This is a genomic window from Larkinella sp. (assembly GCF_965227735.1).
Lineage (GTDB): Bacteria > Bacteroidota > Bacteroidia > Cytophagales > Spirosomataceae > Larkinella.
Window position 1 is genome coordinate 300,234 of record NZ_OZ245776.1, and the last position, 22,356, is coordinate 322,589.

Sequence of the window (22,356 nt, forward strand, 5' to 3'; positions counted from 1 at the left end):
AAAATTTCTACGTCTCAACGTAAACCCTTCGAAAAAGGGTGTCATCTTACAACCAGACACAAGAAATGAAAAAAGTAGTAATAAGTTTGCTGGTTTCAGCCATGAGCGTAGCCGGCGTTTATGCCCAGAAAAATACGGTATTGGTGTATGGATCGATCAAAGCCGAATCGCAAAAGACCAGCGAGAGCAATAAGGTCAATACCTTCGGTTTTTCACCTGCGGTGGGTTACCAGTTTACCGACAACTGGACGGCCGGCTTGTCGCTTTCGACCGAAAGTTGGAAAACCACCACGAACGCCGTCGAGTCGAAAACCTCGGCCTTCGCTGTTGGCCCCTTTATCCGGTATGCCGTTCCCCTTTCGGATATTTTCGCCCTCTATGGCCAGTTTAACGCCGATATTCTCTCAGGTAAAACCGGTGGCATATCGGCAAACGGGTTTCGTGGCACTTTCTTCCCGGCAATTGGTGTTAACATGAAAAATGGGTTTGCGTTAAATTTTAGCTTCGGCGGTTTGAGCTACGCATCCCTCAAACCCAAGGGCGCTTCTGAAAGCACGACGAATTTTAAATTTGATTTTGGCAGCGGGGCGTCGTTTGGAATTTCGAAAAACTTTGGTTTATAACGATATAAGTGAGAGTAGAGTAGTATTTGTTGTTACTGTTTTAGAAAGCCGTCTCCTTTTTAGGGGACGGCTTTTTTGTTTTCTTTGTAAGTTGTGTACAACCGAAAAATTTTCCTGACAGGCTATGCCGATCGATTTACGAAGTGATACCGTTACCAAACCCAGCCCGGCGATGCTGGAAGCCATGTTTACCGCCGAAGTGGGCGACGATGTGCTGGGCGACGACCCGACGGTGCTGGCCCTGGAAGCAAAAGCCGCCCGGTTGTTCGGGATGGAAGCGGCCCTTTTCTGCACCTCCGGCACGATGACCAACCAACTGGCGATTCGCACCCACACCCGCCCGGGCGACGATGTGATTTGCGACCAGCTTTCGCACGTTCACCTCTACGAAGGCGGGGGCATCGCCGTCAACGCGCTGGCGTCGCTCAGTCTGGCGCAGGGCGAACGCGGCAAACTGACACCTGAGCTGGTTCGCGATCACATTCAGCCCGATGATCTGCACAAGCCGATTACACGACTGGTCTGTCTGGAAAATACCGTTAACAAAGGCGGGGGCTGTTATTACACCCTTCCCGAAATTGCCGCCATCCGGCAGGTATGCGACGAACACGGGTTGAAACTGCACCTCGACGGCGCACGCTTGTTCAATGCGCTGGTCGAAACCGGGGAAAGCCCGGAAGCCTACGGTCAGCTCTTCGATTCGATCAGCATTTGCCTGTCCAAAGGGCTGGGTTGTCCGGTGGGGTCGTTGTTGTTGGGGAAGGCGGAGGTGATCAAACAGGCCCGTCGCTACCGGAAACTGATGGGCGGTGGCTGGCGGCAGGCCGGTTATCTGGCTGCTGCGGGCATCTACGCCCTCGACCACCACGTAAACCGCCTGAAACTCGATCATGCCCGCGCCCGAAAAATAGGTCAGATGCTGCTGTTGTTGCCCGAAGTGGAAGAAATTTATCCCATCGACACCAACATTGTCATTTTTCGACTGAACCAGAACATCTTAGCCGCCGATTACGTTGCAGAATTAGGCCGCAAAGGAATTTTAGCCGTTACCTTCGGAAAACACCTGGTCCGTTTCGTCACACACCTGGACTTTACGGACGAGCACCTTTTAAGTTTAGAAGAGAAAATTAAAGAAGGGGTTGTTACACAGGGTTAATCAGAGGAAATCAGGGTTAATCAGAGTTTTTCTCTGTTTACCTCTGATTAACCCTGATTTCCTCTGATTAACCCTGTGTAACAACTTCACAATACGACCGCATTATGCATATTCAAACCAGAACACTACAGAAATCCGATTACGCCGACCTGAAGGAGTCGATGATCGAAGTCTACAGCGGCATCGGCGGGGATTATTGGGAAAAGAACCTCATCGATAAACTGCTGAAAATCTTCCCGGAGGGCCAGTTCTGCGTGGAGGTCGACGGCAAGGTCGTGGCCTGCTCGCTGGCGATCCGGGTGAAGTACAGCGATTTCGGCGACAACCATACGTATGAGGAAATAACCGGTAATTACAGTTTCGACACGCACAATCCAAAAGGCAACTGGCTGTATGGCATCGAGTTGTTCGTCCACCCCGAATACCGGGATTTGCGGCTGGGACGACGGCTATACGACGCCCGCAAGGAACTTTGTGAGTCGCTGAACCTGAAAGGCATCATGGCGGGCGGGCGAATTCCAAACTATGTACGCTATGCCGGCGAAATGTCGCCCCGCGAATTTATCGCCAAAGTAAAGCAGAAGGAAATCTACGACCCCACGCTGACGTTCCAGCTTTCCAATGATTTTCACGTCAAGAAAGTGCTGCGCGGGTATTTGCCCGGCGACAGTGAATCGCTGGAATACGCGACCTTGCTGGAGTGGAACAACATCTATTACGTCGACGAAAAGAAGAAAAAACCGCATACCAACGCCATCATCCGGTTGGGCGTTGTGCAGTGGCAGATGCGGCTTTTCCCAAACATGCAAGCCTTGCTCGATCAGGTCGAATTTTTCGCCGACTCCGTCAGCGACTACAAAGCCGACTTCCTGGTTCTCCCGGAATTTTTCAATACGCCACTGATGGCCGATTTCAATGACCTGCCCGCACCGGTTGCCATTCGCAAACTGGCCGAGGTGACGAATGAAGTGCGTCAGCGGTTGTCGGAACTGGCCATTTCATACAATGTCAACATCGTCGGTGGCAGTATGCCGTTGATCGACGAGGGGAAACTTTACAATGTGGCTTACTTATACCGGCGCGACGGTTCATATGAAGAATACCGGAAAATTCACATTACGCCGAATGAAGTCCGGCATTATGGTATGGTGGGTGGCAGCGAAATCCGGACGTTCGACACCGACTGCGGCAAGATCGGTTTGCTGATCTGCTACGACGTCGAGTTCCCGGAACTGAGCCGGATTCTGGCCGATCAGGGTATGCAGATACTGTTTGTTCCCTTCCTGACCGACACCCAGAATGGCTACAACCGGGTGCGGCATTGTGCGATGGCGCGGGCCATTGAAAACGAATGTTACGTGGCCATTTCGGGCTGCGTCGGCAACCTGCCCCGGGTGGCCAACATGGACATCCACTACGCCCAGTCGGCGGTATTCACGCCTTCCGATTTTCAGTTTCCCAACAACGCCATCAAAGCCGAGTCGACACCCAACACCGAAATGGTGCTGATTACCGACGTCGATCTGTCGCTGCTGACCGAGTTACACGAACAAGGCTCGGTCCAGATTCTGAAAGACCGCCGAACCGATTTGTACGACATTACCGTAAAACGCTCGGCCCGGACGAAGCCGGAAAAGAAAAAGGAACTTTCGAACGAAGAAGACCTGCGGGTTTTGCCTCCGGTGATTGTGGTAAACTAACTGCTCGACCTCACCGTGCTGATGCCGCCGTTTCAGTTGAAAACGGCGGCATTTTTATGGCAAACTTTTTATCGTTGCTACAGAATTGATCGAACCTAACCCATGAGCGTAAATACAAAACAAGTCCTGAATCTCCTGACGGTTGTTTTACTGGCGTCGGTCGTGTGTTTCGGGCAGGTGCGCGTACCCAAACTCATCAGCGATGGCATGGTGCTCCAACGCGACGCCCCCCTGAAGATTTGGGGATGGGCGAAACCGGGCGAAAAAATTTCCGTCCGTTTTAAAAACCGCAATTACAAAACCGTCACCGATGCCTCCGGTCAATGGCAGATCAGGCTGCCCGCCACGCCGGCGGGCGGCCCCTTCACGATGGATATTGTGGGAAGTTCCCGGCTGACGCTCCGGGATATTCTGGTTGGCGACGTCTGGTTTTGCAGCGGACAAAGCAACATGGTGCATCAACTCAACATCCATGACGTCACGTATGCAAAAGAAATTGAACAGGCCAACGACTCCCAAATCCGGCAGTTCTGGGTGCCCACGCTGACGAACCTGCAAAAGCCCCAAAGCGATCTTCCGGCCGGACAATGGAAAGCCGCCGTGGGCGAAGACGTCAGGGCTTTCTCGGCAGTGGCTTATTTTTTCGCTAAAAAACTGTATGCAACCTATAAAATTCCCATTGGCATCATCAACGCCAGTGTCGGCGGGACGCCCATTGAAGCCTGGACGAGTGAAGAAGGATTGGCCAGCTTCCCGGCGATGAAAACCACCATCGTGAAGAACAGAGACACGACGTATTTCAATCACCAGAACCGGAAACCGTCTGCGCCTGCAATACAACCTGAGGATGTCGGGCTAACCGCCACCCCCAAATGGTCTGACGTTTCGTATACGCCAAAGGGCTGGCGACCGATCAACATTCCCGGTTATTGGGAAGATCAGGGGCTGAAAGACTTGAATGGCATCGTTTGGTATCGCAAGGAAATCGACGTACCGGCTTCAATGACCGGCCAGCCCGCCAAAGTCTTTCTGGGTCGCATCGTGGACGCCGACGAACTGTATATCAATGGAAAACCGGTCGGAAAAACGACGTATCAATACCCCCAGCGCCGGTATAAACTACCGGCTGGTGTCCTGAAAGCCGGGAAGAATGTGCTGGTCATCCGGGTCACCAACACGGCGGGGAAAGGTGGTTTTGTTCCCGACAAACCTTACTGCCTTTTTGCCGGTACCGACACCCTCGATCTGAAAGGCACCTGGCAGTATAAGGTAGGCGTGGCCTACCGGCCCCCTGCTGGCGTTTCCGGGGGCGGAATCAGTGCGCAAAATCAACCCACCGCCTTGTATAATGCGATGGTGGCTCCGGAAACCAACTACGCCATCAAAGGTTTTTGCTGGTATCAGGGGGAAAGCAATGCCGGTCGTCCTGAAGAATACGCTACGCTGTTACCGGCCTTGATTTCGGACTGGCGACGGCACTGGAACCAGGAGACGCTACCCTTTCTGTATGTTCAGCTACCCGGTTTTATGGACTACAATTACCTGCCCTCTGAGAGCCATTGGGCGGTTTTGCGGGAAGCTCAGCTCAACGCTTTGAAGGTGCCTAACACGGGTATGGCCGTGGCGATTGATCTGGGCGAGTGGAACGACATTCACCCCGACAATAAAAAAGACGTGGGCGAACGGCTGGCTCTGGCTGCCTTGAAAACCGCTTACCACGAAAACCTGGTTTCTTCCGGCCCGATCTACCAATCATCGGCGATTGAGGGGAATACAATCGTGGTCAGCTTCACCCATACCGGTGGAGGATTGGTTACGCAGGACGGGGAAACACCCGGAGACTTTGCCATTGCGGGCAGCGACAAAAAATTTGTGTGGGCGAAGGCCCGTATCCAAAATGGCCAGGTGGTGGTCTGGAGTGATGAGGTGCCGGAGCCCCGGTATGTGCGCTATGCCTGGGCCGATAACCCCGTGAATCCCAATCTGTATAACCGGGAAGGATTACCGGCTTCTCCCTTTCGAACCGACCGTTAAAAGCAAATGAATGACCGAAAAACGGGGCAGTTGGTGACCGAAATTGGATCAGCCAGTGATTGTCATGGCGGAACGATGTGTTTGGCAAACCGTAAAAATGAGATGAATTCCCTACTTTCGCCTTTATTCGAAACCGCCGGCTTTTCAACGACTCATGTTAGACCAATATAAACAGCAACATCCGTACTTAGTGGCTCTGGATTCCATCATCTTCGGTTTTGACGGGGAAAGCCTGAAAGTGTTACTCGTCAAACGCGGCATGGAAGAGCGTACCTGGTCGCTGATGGGTGGATGGCTGCAACCCGTTGAAAGCCTCGAACAGGCAGCCGCCCGCATCTTGTTCGACCTCACCGGCCTGACCAACGTATACCTGGAACAGTTGCACGCTTTCGGTGACCCGCACCGCGACCCCATTGTCCGAACGGTTTCGGTGGCGTATTTCTCGCTGGTAAAAGTGGCTGATTATGAATCAAAAATTACGGAGACTTATCAGGCCCGCTGGTTTTCGATCTATAATTTGCCGCCTTTATTATTCGACCACGGCGACATGGTCGACTTGGCCATCAAACGGCTACGCTACAAAGCGGCCCAGCATCCCATTGGTTTCGAACTGCTGCCTGAGAAGTTTACGATTCCCCAACTCAAAAAGTTGTATGATGCCGTCTACAACACCGAATTTGACAAGCGAAACTTCAGCCGGAAAATCCTCTCGACGAACCTACTCATCAAACTGGACGAAAAGCAGAAAGGGTTTTCCCGGAAAGGGGCCTATTTCTACCAGGTAGATCAAACCAAATACCAGCAGGCCACCGACGCCTTTTTAAATTTTATACCCACCTAGCTAAAATTTCCAGTCAGCGGGATCATCTCGCGGAGCACAACACCTGCTCACTTTACGGCCAGTTACGGGGGGAGTTCAATAAAAAAATAGTAGGTGTCGTTTTGACATTTATAAAATAAGTGTCAACTTTACACCATTAGAAAATTTCCGTTGAAATCAGATCGAATTCAAAACCGCTTAACCAGTTTACAAACCATGTCAACCATCACCCTGGGCGACCGGGAATATTTCCCCGGCATTGGCGCCATTGCCTACGAAGGCCCCAAATCCAAGAATCCGTTAGCGTTTAAATGGTATAATCCGGATCTCATGCTGGGTGGCAAAACGCTGCGGGAGCAACTCCGCTTTGCCATTAGCTACTGGCACACCTTCTGCGGAGCGGGCGGAGATCCATTTGGCCCCGGCACGCGGATTTTTCCGTGGGATCAGGATAGCGACGCCAACGTGCGGGCGAAACTGAAAATGGACGCGGCTTTTGAGTTTTTCACCAAAATCGGAGCGCCGTATTATTGTTTCCACGACATCGACCTGGTGGATGAAGGCCCATCGGTCAATGATTACGAAAACCGCCTGCAGGCCATTGTCGACTACGCGAAGCAGAAGCAGTCGGCCAGTGGTGTCAAACTGCTGTGGGGTACGGCGAATGTGTTCTCGAACCCGCGCTACATGAATGGCGCATCGACCAATCCAGATTTTGCGGTCTTGGCCTATGCCGGAACCCAGGTTAAAAATGCCATTGATGCCACCATCGCACTGGGTGGCGAAAACTACGTGTTCTGGGGTGGCCGGGAAGGTTACATGTCCCTGCTGAACACCAACATGAAGCGGGAAGTCGAGCACCTGGCGAAGTTTCTGACCATGGCCCGCGATTACGCCCGCCAGCAAGGTTTCAAAGGCACCTTCTTCATTGAGCCGAAACCGATGGAACCCACGAAACACCAGTACGATTATGACGCGGCTACGGTTATTGGTTTCCTGCGTCAGTATGGCTTAGAAAATGATTTTCAACTGAACATCGAGGTTAACCACGCGACTTTGGCCGGGCATACCTTCGACCACGAATTGCAGGTGGCGGCTGATGCGGGAATGTTGGGCAGCATCGACGCCAACCGGGGCGACAACCAGAATGGCTGGGATACCGATCAGTTTCCGATCAATCTGTATGAACTGGTTGAAGCGGCTCTGGTAATTCACCAGGCGGGAGGCATCAAACCCGGGGGAATCAACTTCGACGCCAAAGTGCGCCGGAACTCCACCGATTTCGAGGATTTGTTCATTGCCCACATCAGCGGTATGGATGCGTTTGCCCGTTCGTTTATCGTGGCGGATGCCATTCTGAAAGAGTCAGATTATCTCAAATTCCGGACAGAACGGTACAGTTCTTTCGATGGCGGCCCCGGAAAAGCGTTTGAAGAAGGCAAACTGACGCTGGAAGATCTGCGCAGCTACACGCTCGAAAATGGGGAGCCAACGGCTCGCAGTGGCAAACAGGAATGGCTGGAGAGCCTCATCAATCAGTATATTTAATATTTTCCCTATTTGCCACGCAGGTCCCATGTTTTTGTGGCCTGCGTGGCGGATATAGAGATGATCCTAAAAGATAAATGCATGGAAACGAGTGAATTAGCAAAAGTCGCTTCGCAGGTACGCCGGGATATTGTCCGCATGGTGCATGGCGTCGCATCCGGGCATCCGGGTGGTTCGCTGGGGTGTACGGACTTACTGGTGAGTCTGTATTTTCAGGCCATGAACCTGAAAACGGATGATCAGGGTTCCGTCGTGTTTGATATGAGCGGTTCGGGCGAAGACCTGTTCTTTTTGTCCAATGGTCATATTTCGCCGGTGCTATACTCCGTGCTGGCCCGCCGTGGTTATTTTCCGGTTTCCGAGCTGGCGACATTCCGCAAACTGAATTCCCGGTTGCAGGGCCACCCCGCAACGGCGGAACACCTGCCCGGAATCCGCATTGCTTCCGGTTCTCTGGGGCAGGGACTTTCGGTAGCGGCTGGTGCGGCCTATGGCAAAAAAATTCGCAACGACTCCCACCGGGTCTACTGTTTGATGGGCGATGGCGAGCAACAGGAAGGGCAAATCTGGGAAGCCGCAGCCTTTATTCCACACCGCAAACTGGATAATCTGATTGCCATTATTGATTTTAACGGACAGCAGATCGACGGCCCGACCGATGTGGTTCTTAACAACCGTGACCTGGGTGCCAAATACGAAGCATTCGGCTGGACAGTGCTCCACATGGACGGCAATAATCTCGAAGAAGTGGCATCGACCCTGAAAGCCGCTCAAGAGGCCGGTGGCCAGGGCTCTCCCGTTTGCATCATCATGAAAACGGAAATGGGACAGGGCGTTGATTTCATGATGCACACCCACAAGTGGCACGGAACGGCTCCCAACAACGAACAGCTCACCGCAGCCCTGGCTCAACTGGAAGAAACCCTCGGCGACTATTAATCCTGACCACATGAAAACCTACACGTTTACCGAAAAGAAAGATACCCGTTCCGGTTTCGGCGCGGGCATGGCAGAACTGGGCCGCTCGCATCCGGATGTCGTTGCTCTCTGCGCCGATCTGGTGGCTTCCCTTAAACTGGACACGTTCATCAAAGAAAATCCCGACCGGTTTATCCAGTGCGGGATTGCCGAAGCCAACATGATCGGGGTTGCCGCCGGTCTGACGCTGAATGGCCTGATTCCTTTTGCAACCACCTTTGCCAACTTCGGCTCAAGCCGGGTGCTGGACCAGATTCGTCAGGCGGTTGCTTATTCGAACAAAAATGTTAAAATCTGTGTCTCGCACGCTGGGCTGACCCTGGGCGAAGATGGCGCAACGCACCAGGTGCTGGAAGACATCAGTATGATGAAAGCCCTGCCCGGCATGACCGTGATCAATCCCTGCGATTTCAACCAGACCAAAGCCGCCACCATCGCCATTGCCGATTATAAGGGGCCGGTTTACCTCCGGTTTGGCCGTCCCGTTGTGCCCAACTTTACCCCCGCCGACCAACCGTTTGAAATTGGAAAGGCCATTCTGCTCAACGAAGGTGCGGATGTATCCATTTTTGCCACCGGGCATATGGTCTGGCAGGCCCTGGAAGCCGGTAAGCTGCTGGCCGAACAGGGTGTAGAAGCCGAAATCATCAACATCCACACCATTAAACCGCTGGACAAAGAGGCAATTCTGGCATCGGTTTCGAAAACGGGTTGTGCCGTAACGGCCGAAGAACACCAGATGAACGGTGGTTTGAGCGATAGCGTGGCGCAGGTCCTGGCGCTGAACCATCCGGCTCCGCTGGAAATGGTGGCCGTCAACGATTCGTTCGGCGAAAGCGGAACACCGGAGCAACTGATGGAAAAATACGGATTAACGGCGGCTTCGATTGTGGCCAAAGCGCTGGCGGTTATCCAGCGGAAAAAGTAATCATGGGTCCTGATCCGGGTCGTCGTGAAAAGCCCGGATCGGGACGCGCTCAGCCGGAGGTTGGTTATTTTACCGCCTGATAGACCTCCAGCGGCCGGTCCGTCGACATCACATCCGCGCCATTTTCGGCAAACTTTTTATAGACCTGATCGCCTTTCGCAGCGGCCTGTTTGTCCAGATTGCCGAGCGTTCCGAGAATGCACGAAATGCCTTTTTCGTGCAAAAACCGGTACAAGTTGGGGGTCGGTTCTTTCACACCCACAAACGCCACCATGTTGCGGTCGGGAATGCCGAGGTCGTGGAGCCGCTGGTAGTCTTCTTCTTTCAAAATAGTGACCGACAACATCAGATTCGGGTCAAGGCGGTAAACCTCAGCGGCTTGTGTGGCATTGTAGGTGATCACCACCGAATAATCAGCCGCGCCCGTCCGCCGAACCATCTCGACGACTTTGGCAAACGGCACGTTTTTCTTGACATCCAGGGTGTAAATCACCTTGCCTTTCCCCCACCGCAGCACCTGCTCCAGCGTCGGAATTTTGAAGTTCGTCACATTGCCGAAATTGTCTTCCAGGCGATACTGCTGCGTTTCTTCGTAGGTTTTCCCGATGAGTTTACCGGTTCCGGTCGTCGTCCGGTCAAGGGTTTGGTCGTGCATCATCACCAGCACACTGTCGCGGGTCAGGTCAATGTCGCATTCGATAATCACGGGCAGTTTTTCGGCCAGATAAGCAAACGATTCGATGCAATTTTCGGGGTAGCCTTTGATATCGCCCCCACCCCGGTGGGCACTGATCATGGCGGTTCTGCCGGGGGTGTATTTGAAAAAAGTCGACAAGCCACCCGCCGGAACGCGGTAGGTGTTGAGGACGGTTTTGGGCGCACAACCGGTTAGTAAACCGATCGTAAAACCAAGCCATAAAATTCGTTTCATGTTGTGAAGTGGGCATACACCGGTCAGGTTTTGAAAACCTGACCGGTGTTTATTGCTATACATCAATGGTACCAACCATCTCTTCCGGTTTTACCCATTCGTCAAACTCCGCTTCCGTCAGGTAGCCCAGTTTGATGGCGGTTTCTTTCAGTGTGCTGCCTTCGCGGTGGGCGGTTTGGGCAATTTCGGCGGCTTTGTAGTACCCGATTTTGGTGTTCAGAGCCGTCACCAGCATCAGCGAGTTGTTGACGTGCTTCCGGATATTTTCTTCAATCGGCCGAATCCCAACGGCACATTTGTCGTTGAACGACACACACACATCCCCGATCAGCCGCGCCGAGTGCAGGAAGTTGTAGATCATCACCGGTTTGAAAACGTTCAGCTCGAAGTGACCCATGGAACCGCCGATGTTGATGGCGACGTCGTTGCCAAACACCTGAGCCGCCACCATCGTCATGGCTTCGCACTGCGTCGGGTTCACTTTCCCCGGCATGATCGACGACCCCGGTTCGTTGTCGGGAATGAAGATTTCACCGATGCCCGCCCGTGGTCCCGACGACAGCATCCGCACGTCGTTCCCGATTTTCATCAGACTAGCGGCAACGGTTTTCAACGCACCGTGGGCTTCCACAATGGCGTCGTGGGCGGCCAGGGCTTCAAACTTGTTTTCGGCGGTAACGAACGGCAAACCCGTCAGGTCGGCGATGTGCTTGGCGACGTTTTCGGAATAATTCGGGGGCGTATTGATGCCCGTTCCGACGGCGGTTCCGCCCAGGGCCAGCTCGCTCAAATGCGCCAGCGTATTTTTGATGGCCCGCAAACCGTGCGTCAACTGGGAAACGTAACCCGAAAATTCCTGTCCTACCGTCAACGGTGTGGCGTCCATAAAGTGCGTCCGGCCAATTTTGACGACATTTTTAAACTCTTTCGCCTTGGCATCCAGCGTGTCCCGCAGTTTTTCAATACCGGGAATGGTCACTTCGATCAGAATCTTGTAAGCCGCAATGTGCATGGCCGTCGGAAACGTATCGTTCGAAGATTGCGACTTGTTGACGTCGTCGTTCGGGTGCAGTGCTTTCTTTTCGTCGGTCAACTGACCGCCCTGCAACACGTGGGCGCGGTAGGCTACGACTTCGTTGACGTTCATATTCGACTGCGTGCCGGAGCCGGTTTGCCAGACAACCAGCGGAAACTGATCGTCCAGTTTGCCGTCCAGAATTTCGTCGCACGCCCGCCCAATCAGGTCGGACTTCTCCTGCGACAACACGCCCGCGTCGAGGTTGGTCAGGGCTGCGGCTTTTTTCAGATAGGCAAACGCCCGAACGATTTCGCGGGGCATTTTATTGATGTCTTGCGCAATTTTGAAGTTTTCAATCGAACGCTGGGTTTGTGCGCCCCAATACACGTTGGCCGGTACCTGCACCTGGCCCATCGTGTCTTTTTCAATCCGGTATTCCATTTTGAGACAATAGACGTTAGACTTGAGACAAAAGATGCCGGCGGGTTTGCCCGGCGCTTCCGGTGGCAAAGGTAGAACACAAGCCAATAGATACGAATGGAATTTATATATTTGTCTGCCTGTTGTCAAATGACAGGATTAGGACAATCAAATAACCATGCAAATTTCGATAAAAAAAATTGTAACGGCTTTAGGCGGAGAGCAGCTTATCAAGCGTTCGGTTCGGCATGAGCTTGATTTAATGGAAATTGTCCGGGAAGGATTGCCCATGGAATCAGTCGCTCATCTCCAGAAGAATATGGGATTTACCAATAAAACGATGAGCCACATCCTTGCCATTTCGGAAAGCACTTATCAACGGCGTATCCGTTCGGGCACCAAATTGTCACAAGACGAAACAGAAAAAGCGATTTCGCTTTCTGAAGTTTTTGAAACCGGTAAAGAACTCTTCAAAAAACCGGAAGATTTCCGATTTTGGCTGGAAAGCAAAAATTATGCATTAGGCGGTGAAAAACCCATGGACTTGCTGGACTCAGCATTGGGCCGGGCACAGATTCTGGAAATTCTGGGTCGCATGAAATACGGTATTTATTCATAACGCTGAGACGATTGTATGCTTTTATATCGAATCGCGCCAACGTTATACACTGATGATTTAAGCGGAACCGGGGGACTCTACCGTTCCGGTCGCTGGCATACCGTGGGAACCCGTATCATTTACACATCAGAGCATGTATCTTTAACCATGCTGGAAACACTTGCCAACTGGACAAGATTACCGGAGGATGTTTCTCTCGTCACGCTTGAAATACCCGATTCAGCTTCCATCCGCAATCTGGAGCGCAATACGTTGCCCACTGACTGGAACTTAACCCCAGCTCCTTTCCATCTGACCGAAACTACGGAAGAATGGGTCAAAAAACGACAACACTGGCTTATGTGCGTCCCGTCAATCCACTCTCCCACCGAATTCAATTTCCTGCTCAATCCACTTCACCCGGAACATAAGACGTTGAAAGTTGTCAGTATAGAATCTATTATATTTGACCCCCGATTAAAATAATACCGCCATGCCTTTTTTAGTCCTTGACCTTGAAATGACCGGCCCGGAGCCGGATTGGAACGAAATTATTCAGGTGGGTGCCGTTCTTTTTGACGATAATTGGGTCGAAAAAGGGCAATATCTGACCAATGTGTATCCCGAAAACGAAGACGCGTTTTCGAGTTCGTCCGAGAAAATCCACAACCTGTCGCTGGCCGATCTGGAAGATGCGCCGATGATTTATGATGTGTTGCCGGAACTGGAAGAGTGGATTATCACCCAATTAGGAATTCGGAAAACCCAGACGACGACGGACAACAATCCGTATCTGCGCGACGTCATCATCTGTGGTCAGAGCGTAATCAACGACATCAATTTTCTGAAAGAAGCCTACCGCCTGGAGAAACTCAAATGGCCGTATTCCCGGACATTGATTGACCTGCACACGCTGAGTTATTTCTCGTTCCGGATTCTGAAAAAGAACAATAAACCGGTTCCGCAACGGCTAAGCCTGAAAGACATTGCCGGCCATTTCGGATTCGAACGCGAATCCGAAATTCACAACGCGCTGGAAGATGCGGTTTTGACGGCGAAGTGTTTGAAGAAAGTTTTTAAACTGGCAGATCATCTGAGGTTAGGCGAGTAACCGATCAATTTCCCCCGTCACAATCGCCCAGCGTGCGGCCCAATCGCCCGACACATCGACGTAATCAATGTTCCGTTCGGCCAGGGCGGTTTTGAAGCGGTTATACATTTCTTCCCGGCGATGGCCCAGATCGCGCAGGCCGTCGGCCACCCAGGGCACGTCGATGTTCAGCAGAAAATACCGATCATACGTAATTTGTTTTTCCAGTTCGTATAAAACCGGCGGAACCTCCTGCAAATAATATTCGGCGTATAACTCGGTCGTAATCAAATCGGTATCGCAGATCAGCAGTTTGTTTGCTTTTTTGGTTGCATCCAGAACCGCCTTTGTCTGAGCGTGCCCAATGGTCACATAGTCGTCGAGCGTCAGGTCGTTGGACGTAATCAGATCGCGGGCCACTTCCTGGACGAAAACCGTCTGGTAATGCGCGGCCAGTTGCTCTGCCAGGGTGGTTTTGCCAACGCTTTCGGAACCGTACAGACAGATTCTCTTCACAAAATACGGCCGGACCACGTCGGGAATAAAATCCCAATACCGGGCCGGTTGCTGCCGGATTTGCGTAGCCGAAACCGGCACTTGCTGCCGTTCAGGATCGAATTCAATGCAGGGCAATCCGAGGTGCTGCGACAAGGGTTCTCCATAGGCTTCGGAACAGAAAAAACCGTCGATGTCCGGAAACCGCTGTTTGATAAAATCACTCCACAAGCGGGTAGCTTCCCACAACGGCAGATCGTCATCCGAAAAATCGTCCAGAACCGACACCAACTCAATGTTGTCACGCTGGCCGAACAAGGTCCGCAGCCATGCCATCCGCCGTTCGGGATCGATCGGATCGGTGGGTGTGCAGTTCATCGAGACAATCAGGTGATCACATTGGGCAGCAGCAAACTCAATCAGCGCGATGTGGCCCCGATGAACCGGCATGAACTTCCCGAAAACCAGCCCCTTTTTCATGCTGCCGTTGTGGTATAACTGCGGTATTCGCGCGTCCAGTGCCAGGCGCCAACAAACGCGATCAGGCAATAAAAACCGTATTCGATACCCAGCACTTTCACGCCTTTTGTGAAGTACATGTATGTACTGATCAGATCGACCAGCAGCCAGACATACCAGCATTCCAGTTTCTTGCGTATCAGCAGAAAGGTCGCCACAATGCTCATCACGGTTGTGAACGAATCGAGGTACGGGAACGCGCTCGGCTGGCTGAACAAAACCGGAAACCAGGCGTGCAGGTTCTGGGCAATGGTGCCTAAAACACCCGTTGCCAACACACCGGCACCTAGCAAAAGGGCAAAGTTTTTCGTCGATAAAGGGGTAATTTTCAGCTCATTCCGACGGTCTTCTTCCCCTACTTTGGGGTGCGTCCACTCCCACCACCCCAGAACGTTGGTGATGAAAAAGAATACCTGCAAAAACATGTCGGGATAGAGTTGAATCTGGTAAAAAAGAAAGAGGAAGATGACCACACTCACCATACCCACCGGCCAGCTCCAGAGGTGAGCCCGCGCCGACAGCACCGTTGCCACCGCCCCGGTAACGGTTCCGAAAAACTCCAGGTAGCTCATCGGATACCCGAGAACCGTAAAAAAAATCGAGTCTATATCGAAAAAATCCTTCATCGCGCGACTTCGAGCCAAACCGGGCCGTGGTCGGAATGAACGGCGTCGGGCAGGTGTCCGGCGGCCACGATGCGTTCTTTGTAGGGCTCGCTGACGGAAATGTAGTCGATCCGCCAGCCTTTGTTACTGGAGCGCGCACCGGCCCGGTAACTCCACCAACTATATTCAATTTTGTCGGGATTTTTGTAGCGATACGAATCAATAAAACCGCTGTCGAACCACTTCGATAGCCACGCCCGTTCTTCCGGCAGAAAGCCCGACGAGGTTTTGTTCCGAACCGGATCGTGAATATCGATGGCGGTGTGCGCGATGTTGTAGTCCCCGACGACAATGACATTCGGGCGGGTTTGGCGCAATTCCTGAACGTATTCGAAAAAATCATCCAGAAACTGCATCTTGACGGTTTGCCGAATTTCGCCGGTTGTTCCCGACGGAAAATAGCAGTTCAGCAGCGTCAGGTCACCAAAGTCGGTGCGCAGAATCCGGCCTTCGCAGTCGTACGTCGCAATCCCGCATCCCATAATTACCTGGTCGGGCGGCAGTTTCGAAAACGTGGCCACCCCGCTGTAGCCCTTTTTCTCGGCCGCATGCCAGTGATACCGGTATCCCAACGCTTCAAACGGCAGCAAATCGACCACGTCGTGGGTGGCTTTCACTTCCTGAAAACACAGGATGTCGAACGGGTTTTGCGACAGCCATTCGACCAATCCTTTGCTCAGCGCCGACCGGATGCCGTTGAGGTTGTAGGTCAGGATTTTGACGGTTTCGCCGGAGTGATTGGGTGCGTCGGTATTGGTCATTAGACAACGTAATTTTCTAAGAGTTCTCTTTCTGCGCTTTTGCCCCCAACCCCTGAAGGGGCGCGGACATCGCTTCATCCGGATGGCTCGGCGTCAAAGGATCCCGGCCTTTGCTTCGACCCCTAAAGGGGCGCAGATGTCGATTTGTCCGGATAGTTAGACGTCCCAGGTTCCCTTTGCCCCCGACCCCTAAAGGGGCGCGGACGTCGCTTTGTCCGGATGGCTCAGCGTCCGTGCCCCTTTAGGGGTCGGGGGCAAAGGCCGGATTTAGTGACAAGTTGTTAAATCACCACGTTTACAATCCGCTTCGGCACCACCACCACTTTTTTCGGCGTTTTTCCTTCCAACCACTTCAAAACCACCTCATTCGTCAACACTTCTTTTTCGATATCCGAAGCAACGGTATCGACTGAAAACGTCAGCGTCGTGCGGACTTTACCGTTGATTTGCACCGGGTATTCGATGGTGTCTTCCACCAGAAAAGCCGGATTGAAAAGCGGGAATTCGGCGTAGCTTAATGTACCGGCTTCGTTGCCCAAAGCCGCCCAGAGTTCTTCCGTGATGTGGGGGGCAAACGGGGCCAGCACCACGACCAGTTCCTGTAAAACCGCCTTTTTATTGCACTTCAAGGCCGATAATTCATTGACACACACCATGAATGCACTCACCGAGGTGTTAAACGACAGATGCTCAATGTCCTCCGCCACTTTCCGGATGGTTTTGTGCAACACTTTCAATTCGGCGGGGGTCGGTTTTTCGTCGGTCACCAGCCAGCGACCGGGGCGGGTTTCCGTCGGTTCTTCATAAAACAACCGCCAGAATTTTTTCAAAAACCGGTAAACGCCGTCGATGCCGTTCGTATTCCACGGTTTGGCGTCGGTCAGCGGGCCGAGGAACATTTCGTAGAGCCGCAGCGTGTCGGCACCGTAGCGTTCCACAATCGTATCGGGATTGACGACGTTAAACTTCGATTTCGACATTTTCTCGATTTCAACTCCGCAGATGTATTTGCCATCTTCTAAAATGAATTCAGCGTTTTCGGCAAAATCCGGACGTGTTTTGATAAAAGTCTCAACATCCAGCACATCGTTTTCTACGATGTTGACATCGACATGCAAGGGTGTCACGTCATATTGGCCCTTTAAACCGTTGGAAACAAAAACCGGTATTTTGCCTTCACCAACCGATTCTTTCAACCGATACACGAAATTCGACCGCCCCAGAATCATGCCCTGATTCACCAGTTTCTTAAACGGCTCTTCTTCCGGCACATAGCCCCGGTCTTTCAGGAACTTGTTCCAGAACCGGCTGTAGAGCAAGTGGCCCGTTGCATGTTCGGAACCGCCCACGTACAAATCCACATCGCGCCAGTAGTCGATGGCTTTTTGATCGGCAAATTCCTGTTCGTTTTGTGGGTCCATGTAGCGGTACCAGTACCAGCTCGAACCCGCCCAGCCGGGCATGGTGCTCAATTCGTATTCATATTTTTCTTCCCCTTTAGGGCCGGGGTCGCGAACGACTTGAGGGGCATATTTCCAGCCTTCCGCACGCGCCAACGGCGGTTCACCGGTTTCGGTGGGCAGGTATTTATCGACCGGCGGCAATTCCAGCGGTAAATCCTGTTCGTCCAGCAGATACGGAAGACCGTCTTTGAAATAAACCGGAACGGGTTCACCCCAATACCGCTGGCGACTGAAAACCGCATCGCGCATCCGGAAATTGATCTTGGCTTTCCCAATGCCGTGTTCTTCCAGAAACTTGACCAAAACCGGCACGGCTTCCTGATAGGTCAGGCCGTCGATGATTCCGGAATTGATATACCGCCCTTCTTTGGTATTATCCGCCTGTTTATCAATGTCTTTCTGACCATCCAGAATGGGAATGATCGGCAAATCGAAGTGTTTGGCAAACGCCCAGTCGCGCTGATCGCCCGAGGGAACCGCCATGACGGCCCCGGTTCCGTAGCCCGCCAGCACGTAATCTGCCAGATAAATGGGGACGCGTTCGCCGTTAAACGGATTGATGCAGTAGCTGCCTGTAAACACGCCTGAAACCGTTTTGGCATCGGCCATCCGGTCGCGCTCGGAGCGCATTTTGGCGGCCGTAACGTACGCATCAACAGCCGATTTTTGCGCCAGCGTCGTCAATTCCGCCACCAGTTCATGCTCCGGTGCCAGCACCATGAACGACACGCCAAAGATGGTATCCAGGCGTGTTGTAAAAACCTTTATGGTTTTCGGTTCACGGTTTTCGGTTTTCGGTAACCCTTCCGGATCACCTTCCGTAAACTGAAAACCGGAAACCGGAAACGCTACTTCCGCCCCGGTCGATTTTCCGATCCAGTTGCGTTGCTGTTCTTTCAGCGAATCAGACCAATCGACGGTGTCCAGTCCGCGCAATAACCGGTCGGCATAAGCCGTAATCCGCATCATCCACTGGCGCATCAGTTTCTGCTCGACCGGATAACCGCCCCGTTCCGACACCCCATCCTTCACTTCATCATTCGCCAAAACCGTACCCAGAGCCGCACACCAGTTCACGACCGCATCGGCCACGTAGGTCAGGCGGTATTTCAGCGTGATTTCGTATTGCTCGCGTCCCGATTTGGCGTTCCATTCTTCGGCAGTAAAATGGGGCACATCGTCGTCGGACACGGCCTGAATTCCGTAGGTACCCGCGCTTTCAAATTTGGCAATCAGGGTTTCGATGGGTTCGGCCTGATCGGTTTCTTTGTTATACCAACTGCGGAATAATTCCATAAAAATCCACTGCGTCCATTTGTAAAATTTCGGATCAGACGTGCGGACTTCGCGGCTCCAGTCGAAACTGAAACCAATATTTTTCAACTGCTCGATGTAGCGGGTCGCATTTTCTTCGGTTGTAATCGCCGGATGCTGACCGGTTTGAATGGCATATTGCTCGGCGGGCAGACCAAACGAGTCGAAACCCATCGGGTGCAGCACGTTGAAGCCTTTCAGCCGTTTGTAACGGGTAACAATATCGGAAGCAATGTATCCCAGCGGATGGCCGACGTGCAGACCGGCGCCCGACGGATAGGGAAACATGTCGAGAATGTAATATTTGGGTTTTGAAGCGTCGTTTTCGGTGCGAAAGGTGTGTTTTTTCTCCCAGAACGCCCGCCAGTTTTCTTCAATCTTTTTGTGGTTGTATTCAGACATGAATGAAAGCGTTTTTATTAAAGAGTTATTACACAGAGTTTATCAGAGGAAATCAGAGATACACAGAGTTTTTCTCTGATTTCCTTTGATAAACTCTGTGTAATAACTCAATACCGCAAAAGTAGGATTTTCTTATGGATTCGCCTGCGTATTTCTCTGAAGTCGGTTGAGGGTGTAGCAAACCAGGTGATTCAGAAGGTTCTGCTGGGTGGTAGAGCGGAGTTTGCCCAGTTCGAGTTCGTAGATGTACCCGGCTTTGAGTTCCGCCAGTTTCAGCGTCACGGTTTTCCCATCGGCCGAGAGTTCGGCATTCGAAACCGCCACGGGCTGTAGGTCGAACTGCTTGGAGCCGTAGGCTTCATGGTATTCGTAATAATAGCGCTTGAACTGAAAATTAGCGACTTGCTTCGCCGTGGCAGCATCGAGTGGCTGCGTGAACGTCAGCGCAAAACCGGTCGGCGTCAGTTTCATGTCGGCCAGTTCGAGCGGCACTTTCCCCTTCCAGCGAACGTGCTGAATGCCCCGGTCGCCCGCCCAGCCGTGGTCGGTCTGGCCAATCCACAGGCTGCCATCGGCCGCAAAAGCCAGCCGGTTATTTCCTTTCCGCAAGCCACTTCCGACCAGAAACGGCGCACAGGCACCCTGAATATGCCCATCGACGGTTTCGAGCATCAGCCGAACCAGATACGGATGATTCATCTCGCCAACCAGCATTTTCCCGACAAACGGCCCAAACTTGCCACCGGTATTGTCCAGCACTGGCTGCGTCGGAGAATCCGCGATCCGGCTGTGGGGAAAAGCCACACTCTCGACCGTCCTGAGGCTGTCCAGCATTTTGACCGGCAATTTGCTGGGCGTAAGATGTGGAAATCCTTCTTTCCACAACAGGCTCGCCGGATGGCCATAGTGTTTTCCTTCCTGAACGTGATACAGCTTGCTTGTTCCCAACCAATCACCCTGATTATCAGAAGCAAACAGATTCCCATTGGCATCAAACCCGATGCTGTTGGGCGACCGAAAACCGCTGGCATACGGGTGCAGTTTTCCGTCGGGTGTCAGTTTCATGATCCAGCCCCGGTATGGTACCGCCGAATACATCCGGCCCGGTCGGCCCAGGGTGTCCAGTTTCCCGCGTACTTCCGGGAAAATTCCGGCTCCGTTCGACGCACAATTCAGGGCAATGAACAGATTTCCCTGTTTGTCTTTGACGGGACCAAAGGCAAATTCGTGGTAATTGCCAGACAGCCCAAAATCATCGGTCACAGTCAGGTATTCATCCGCCACGCCGTCGCCGTTGGTATCTTTGATGCGGGTCAGTTCCGGGCGTTGCATCACCAGAATCTCGTTGTTGCTGATGGCCATAATCCCCAGCGGATCATGAATCCCTTCGGCAAACAGCTTCCAGGTTTTCGTTTTGGGGTTATACATCATGATTTCCCCCCGGTGAAACCCCGCGACAATCCGGCCATCGGGCATAATCGCCAGACCATCCGTTTCTGCCGTCAGCCCTTTGGGCATCTGAATGGTTTCCACCTCGTAATAATCCGTAATCGTATCGGCGGGGAAGTTTTTTGATGGGAACGCAGATGATACGGATAGAACGGATAAAAACAGACAAATTAAAATCCGTTTAATCCGTCCAATCCGTGTCAGCGAGCGTCGCCCCGACCGTGTTCCTAGCAAACTCATAATAGTCGTTTTCATTCCGCAGTCATCGTTATCGTGAAGTTCCTCGTTCCGACCGGCAGGCGCACCATGCCGTCCTGAATTTTGCCCACCGACGGACGGTATTTGACGCCGTCGCCGGGTTTACAGGCAAAATAAACCGGTCCGGAAACCGCCCCCAGACTGAAATGCCGCACCAATCCCCGCCCCGTCGGCAACGGTTTGATCATCTCCCGAACTTCGATTCCATTCACGGTGTACCGAAATTCCGGGTAGCGGTTGATGAGTTTGTAGCCTTTAAAATGCACTTCCGGCAGCCGGTCGGCGGTACCAAAGCGGATCGGGAAACCGCCCTGATCCCGAAAATAGACGTCGCCGACCACGTGCGTCGGTTTTTTACCGTTCCCATCCCAGTGGTCGCTTTGGTCGATGAACCCTCCCGTCCAGGCGTAGCGCAACCGGCAAGCTCCGGCATCCCAGCAATACGCCTGTTTGGGCGTTAGTCCGACGGCAATCGACGCGGGGCCGGAGTCGGGCATGAAGGTGCGATACACCGCCGGGTATTTCAGGTCGTACGGATGGTCGGGCATGTGTCCGGCATGACCAGCCATATCGTCTTTGCGGTTGGCCGCTACGTTGGGATCTTTGTCCAGCGGGGGAACCGTTGCGGGCCGACGGGTGACGTAAATGACGCCATACATCACAAAACCGTGGCCGGGATAGGTGCAGACGTAGGAGTAAATCCCATCCTGTGACAGCACAAAGCTGATTTTTTCCGATTTGCCCGGTTCGACCGTTGCCGTGTGCGCCACCACATCCGGCGTGCGGGGAACATAATTGAGTTTGACGGCCTGATCGCCGAGAGCCAGCGACGTATTGACCACCCGCAACCGCGAATTGGGCAGCGTAACCACCAGGTTGTGAGCCATGTCGTCGTAATTATCGAGGGTCAGATGGACCCGGGTGCCGGGGCGCACCACAAAACGCGGAACATCGTACTTCAGGCCTTCGATGGCCCGAATTGTCAAGGTTGTATCCTGAGCAAGGGCTACCGGAATTTTTAGGCCGCAAAGTGCAACGAAAAGCACTACAGCTGCGTATTTTCTCATGAGGGAAAAGTATAGGAAAAAAAGCAAATTAACGGCTTTTTCTACTAATCTGGTTTCATTTTTGCAAAATCGCAACCGCATGAAACCGGGTACAATTTTCGATTTTTCCATTCGTTAAT

At 52.6% G+C, this 22,356-nt stretch carries 19 protein-coding genes; 11 read left to right on the top strand and 8 right to left on the bottom strand.

Translation table 11 applies throughout. The annotated features are described in order from the left end of the window. The first annotated feature begins 65 nt into the window (after window positions 1-65). From ACO064_RS01260 to ACO064_RS01295, 8 genes are all read left to right on the top strand, one after another. Window positions 66-623, top strand: a complete 558-nt coding sequence (locus ACO064_RS01260) for an outer membrane beta-barrel protein (protein WP_421825612.1) — start codon at window positions 66-68, stop codon at window positions 621-623. Between the two features lie 124 nt (window positions 624-747). Next, window positions 748-1,779 (top strand): threonine aldolase family protein, encoded by a 1,032-nt coding sequence (locus ACO064_RS01265; protein WP_421825613.1) that lies wholly within the window; start codon window positions 748-750, stop codon window positions 1,777-1,779. 104 nt (window positions 1,780-1,883) lie between these two features. Next, on the top strand, window positions 1,884-3,479 hold the full coding sequence (locus ACO064_RS01270) for a GNAT family N-acetyltransferase (protein WP_421825614.1): 1,596 nt from the start codon (window positions 1,884-1,886) through the stop codon (window positions 3,477-3,479). A gap of 102 nt (window positions 3,480-3,581) precedes the next feature. After that, the gene (locus ACO064_RS01275; protein ID WP_421825615.1) at window positions 3,582-5,513 is read left to right on the top strand and encodes a sialate O-acetylesterase; all 1,932 of its coding nucleotides are present in this window, start codon (window positions 3,582-3,584) and stop codon (window positions 5,511-5,513) included. Window positions 5,514-5,667: 154 nt separating this feature from the next. Then, window positions 5,668-6,354 carry an NUDIX hydrolase gene (locus tag ACO064_RS01280; RefSeq protein ID WP_421825616.1) on the top strand — a complete coding sequence of 229 codons (687 nt, stop codon included), beginning with the start codon at window positions 5,668-5,670 and terminating at the stop codon, window positions 6,352-6,354. 195 nt (window positions 6,355-6,549) lie between these two features. Continuing rightward, window positions 6,550-7,881 (top strand): xylose isomerase, encoded by a 1,332-nt coding sequence (gene xylA, locus ACO064_RS01285; protein WP_421825617.1) that lies wholly within the window; start codon window positions 6,550-6,552, stop codon window positions 7,879-7,881. A gap of 81 nt (window positions 7,882-7,962) precedes the next feature. Next, window positions 7,963-8,820, top strand: coding sequence for a transketolase (locus ACO064_RS01290; protein ID WP_421825618.1), 858 nt, complete (start codon window positions 7,963-7,965; stop codon window positions 8,818-8,820). Window positions 8,821-8,830: 10 nt separating this feature from the next. Continuing rightward, complete coding sequence (locus ACO064_RS01295; RefSeq protein WP_421825619.1) at window positions 8,831-9,787, top strand: transketolase family protein; 957 nt, start codon at window positions 8,831-8,833, stop codon at window positions 9,785-9,787. A gap of 64 nt (window positions 9,788-9,851) precedes the next feature. Here ACO064_RS01295 and ACO064_RS01300 read toward each other — a convergent pair whose 3' ends face one another. Further along, window positions 9,852-10,718: a glycerophosphodiester phosphodiesterase family protein gene (locus tag ACO064_RS01300; protein ID WP_421825620.1), complete on the bottom strand. Its 867-nt coding sequence runs from the start codon at window positions 10,716-10,718 to the stop codon at window positions 9,852-9,854. 55 nt (window positions 10,719-10,773) lie between these two features. Then, complete coding sequence (gene fumC / locus ACO064_RS01305; RefSeq protein WP_421825621.1) at window positions 10,774-12,177, bottom strand: class II fumarate hydratase; 1,404 nt, start codon at window positions 12,175-12,177, stop codon at window positions 10,774-10,776. A gap of 157 nt (window positions 12,178-12,334) precedes the next feature. Here fumC and parS point away from each other — a divergent pair, with 157 nt between their 5' ends. From parS to ACO064_RS01320, 3 genes are read left to right on the top strand one after another with little or no spacing between them, the layout of a single operon-like run. Beyond that, window positions 12,335-12,775 carry a type II toxin-antitoxin system Xre/ParS family antitoxin gene (gene parS, locus ACO064_RS01310; RefSeq protein ID WP_421825622.1) on the top strand — a complete coding sequence of 147 codons (441 nt, stop codon included), beginning with the start codon at window positions 12,335-12,337 and terminating at the stop codon, window positions 12,773-12,775. Between the two features lie 15 nt (window positions 12,776-12,790). Then, window positions 12,791-13,240 (top strand): RES family NAD+ phosphorylase, encoded by a 450-nt coding sequence (locus tag ACO064_RS01315; protein ID WP_421825623.1) that lies wholly within the window; start codon window positions 12,791-12,793, stop codon window positions 13,238-13,240. A 7-nt stretch (window positions 13,241-13,247) separates the two neighbouring features. Continuing rightward, window positions 13,248-13,865 (top strand): exonuclease domain-containing protein, encoded by a 618-nt coding sequence (locus ACO064_RS01320; RefSeq protein ID WP_421825624.1) that lies wholly within the window; start codon window positions 13,248-13,250, stop codon window positions 13,863-13,865. Here the strand turns inward: ACO064_RS01320 and ACO064_RS01325 are convergent. The 6 genes from ACO064_RS01325 to ACO064_RS01350 all read right to left on the bottom strand — a co-directional run bounded on the left by ACO064_RS01325 (window position 13,854) and on the right by ACO064_RS01350 (window position 22,237). Beyond that, the gene (locus ACO064_RS01325) at window positions 13,854-14,819 is read right to left on the bottom strand and encodes an AAA family ATPase (protein ID WP_421825626.1); all 966 of its coding nucleotides are present in this window, start codon (window positions 14,817-14,819) and stop codon (window positions 13,854-13,856) included. The genes ACO064_RS01320 and ACO064_RS01325 overlap by 12 nt on opposite strands. Further along, window positions 14,816-15,484, bottom strand: a complete 669-nt coding sequence (gene pnuC, locus ACO064_RS01330) for a nicotinamide riboside transporter PnuC (protein ID WP_421830974.1) — start codon at window positions 15,482-15,484, stop codon at window positions 14,816-14,818. Before pnuC ends, ACO064_RS01325 begins: the two co-directional genes overlap by 4 nt. Next, complete coding sequence (locus tag ACO064_RS01335; RefSeq protein WP_421825627.1) at window positions 15,481-16,284, bottom strand: exodeoxyribonuclease III; 804 nt, start codon at window positions 16,282-16,284, stop codon at window positions 15,481-15,483. Before ACO064_RS01335 ends, pnuC begins: the two co-directional genes overlap by 4 nt. 281 nt (window positions 16,285-16,565) lie before the next feature. After that, complete coding sequence (leuS, locus tag ACO064_RS01340; RefSeq protein WP_421825628.1) at window positions 16,566-19,463, bottom strand: leucine--tRNA ligase; 2,898 nt, start codon at window positions 19,461-19,463, stop codon at window positions 16,566-16,568. Between the two features lie 132 nt (window positions 19,464-19,595). Next, window positions 19,596-21,167: a PQQ-dependent sugar dehydrogenase gene (locus tag ACO064_RS01345; RefSeq protein ID WP_421825629.1), complete on the bottom strand. Its 1,572-nt coding sequence runs from the start codon at window positions 21,165-21,167 to the stop codon at window positions 19,596-19,598. Then, on the bottom strand, window positions 21,164-22,237 hold the full coding sequence (locus ACO064_RS01350; protein ID WP_421825630.1) for a plastocyanin/azurin family copper-binding protein: 1,074 nt from the start codon (window positions 22,235-22,237) through the stop codon (window positions 21,164-21,166). The genes ACO064_RS01345 and ACO064_RS01350 overlap by 4 nt, the downstream gene beginning before the upstream one ends. Between the last annotated feature and the right edge of the window lie 119 nt (window positions 22,238-22,356).

Coding starts and splice junctions, on each gene's coding strand:
- ACO064_RS01260 (WP_421825612.1), top strand. CDS start 66: ATGAAAAAAGTAGTAATAAGTTTGCTGGTTTCAGCCATGAGCGTAGCC.
- ACO064_RS01265 (WP_421825613.1), top strand. CDS start 748: ATGCCGATCGATTTACGAAGTGATACCGTTACCAAACCCAGCCCGGCG.
- ACO064_RS01270 (WP_421825614.1), top strand. CDS start 1,884: ATGCATATTCAAACCAGAACACTACAGAAATCCGATTACGCCGACCTG.
- ACO064_RS01275 (WP_421825615.1), top strand. CDS start 3,582: ATGAGCGTAAATACAAAACAAGTCCTGAATCTCCTGACGGTTGTTTTA.
- ACO064_RS01280 (WP_421825616.1), top strand. CDS start 5,668: ATGTTAGACCAATATAAACAGCAACATCCGTACTTAGTGGCTCTGGAT.
- xylA (WP_421825617.1), top strand. CDS start 6,550: ATGTCAACCATCACCCTGGGCGACCGGGAATATTTCCCCGGCATTGGC.
- ACO064_RS01290 (WP_421825618.1), top strand. CDS start 7,963: ATGGAAACGAGTGAATTAGCAAAAGTCGCTTCGCAGGTACGCCGGGAT.
- ACO064_RS01295 (WP_421825619.1), top strand. CDS start 8,831: ATGAAAACCTACACGTTTACCGAAAAGAAAGATACCCGTTCCGGTTTC.
- ACO064_RS01300 (WP_421825620.1), bottom strand. CDS start 10,718: ATGAAACGAATTTTATGGCTTGGTTTTACGATCGGTTTACTAACCGGT.
- fumC (WP_421825621.1), bottom strand. CDS start 12,177: ATGGAATACCGGATTGAAAAAGACACGATGGGCCAGGTGCAGGTACCG.
- parS (WP_421825622.1), top strand. CDS start 12,335: ATGCAAATTTCGATAAAAAAAATTGTAACGGCTTTAGGCGGAGAGCAG.
- ACO064_RS01315 (WP_421825623.1), top strand. CDS start 12,791: ATGCTTTTATATCGAATCGCGCCAACGTTATACACTGATGATTTAAGC.
- ACO064_RS01320 (WP_421825624.1), top strand. CDS start 13,248: ATGCCTTTTTTAGTCCTTGACCTTGAAATGACCGGCCCGGAGCCGGAT.
- ACO064_RS01325 (WP_421825626.1), bottom strand. CDS start 14,819: ATGAAAAAGGGGCTGGTTTTCGGGAAGTTCATGCCGGTTCATCGGGGC.
- pnuC (WP_421830974.1), bottom strand. CDS start 15,484: ATGAAGGATTTTTTCGATATAGACTCGATTTTTTTTACGGTTCTCGGG.
- ACO064_RS01335 (WP_421825627.1), bottom strand. CDS start 16,284: ATGACCAATACCGACGCACCCAATCACTCCGGCGAAACCGTCAAAATC.
- leuS (WP_421825628.1), bottom strand. CDS start 19,463: ATGTCTGAATACAACCACAAAAAGATTGAAGAAAACTGGCGGGCGTTC.
- ACO064_RS01345 (WP_421825629.1), bottom strand. CDS start 21,167: ATGAAAACGACTATTATGAGTTTGCTAGGAACACGGTCGGGGCGACGC.
- ACO064_RS01350 (WP_421825630.1), bottom strand. CDS start 22,237: ATGAGAAAATACGCAGCTGTAGTGCTTTTCGTTGCACTTTGCGGCCTA.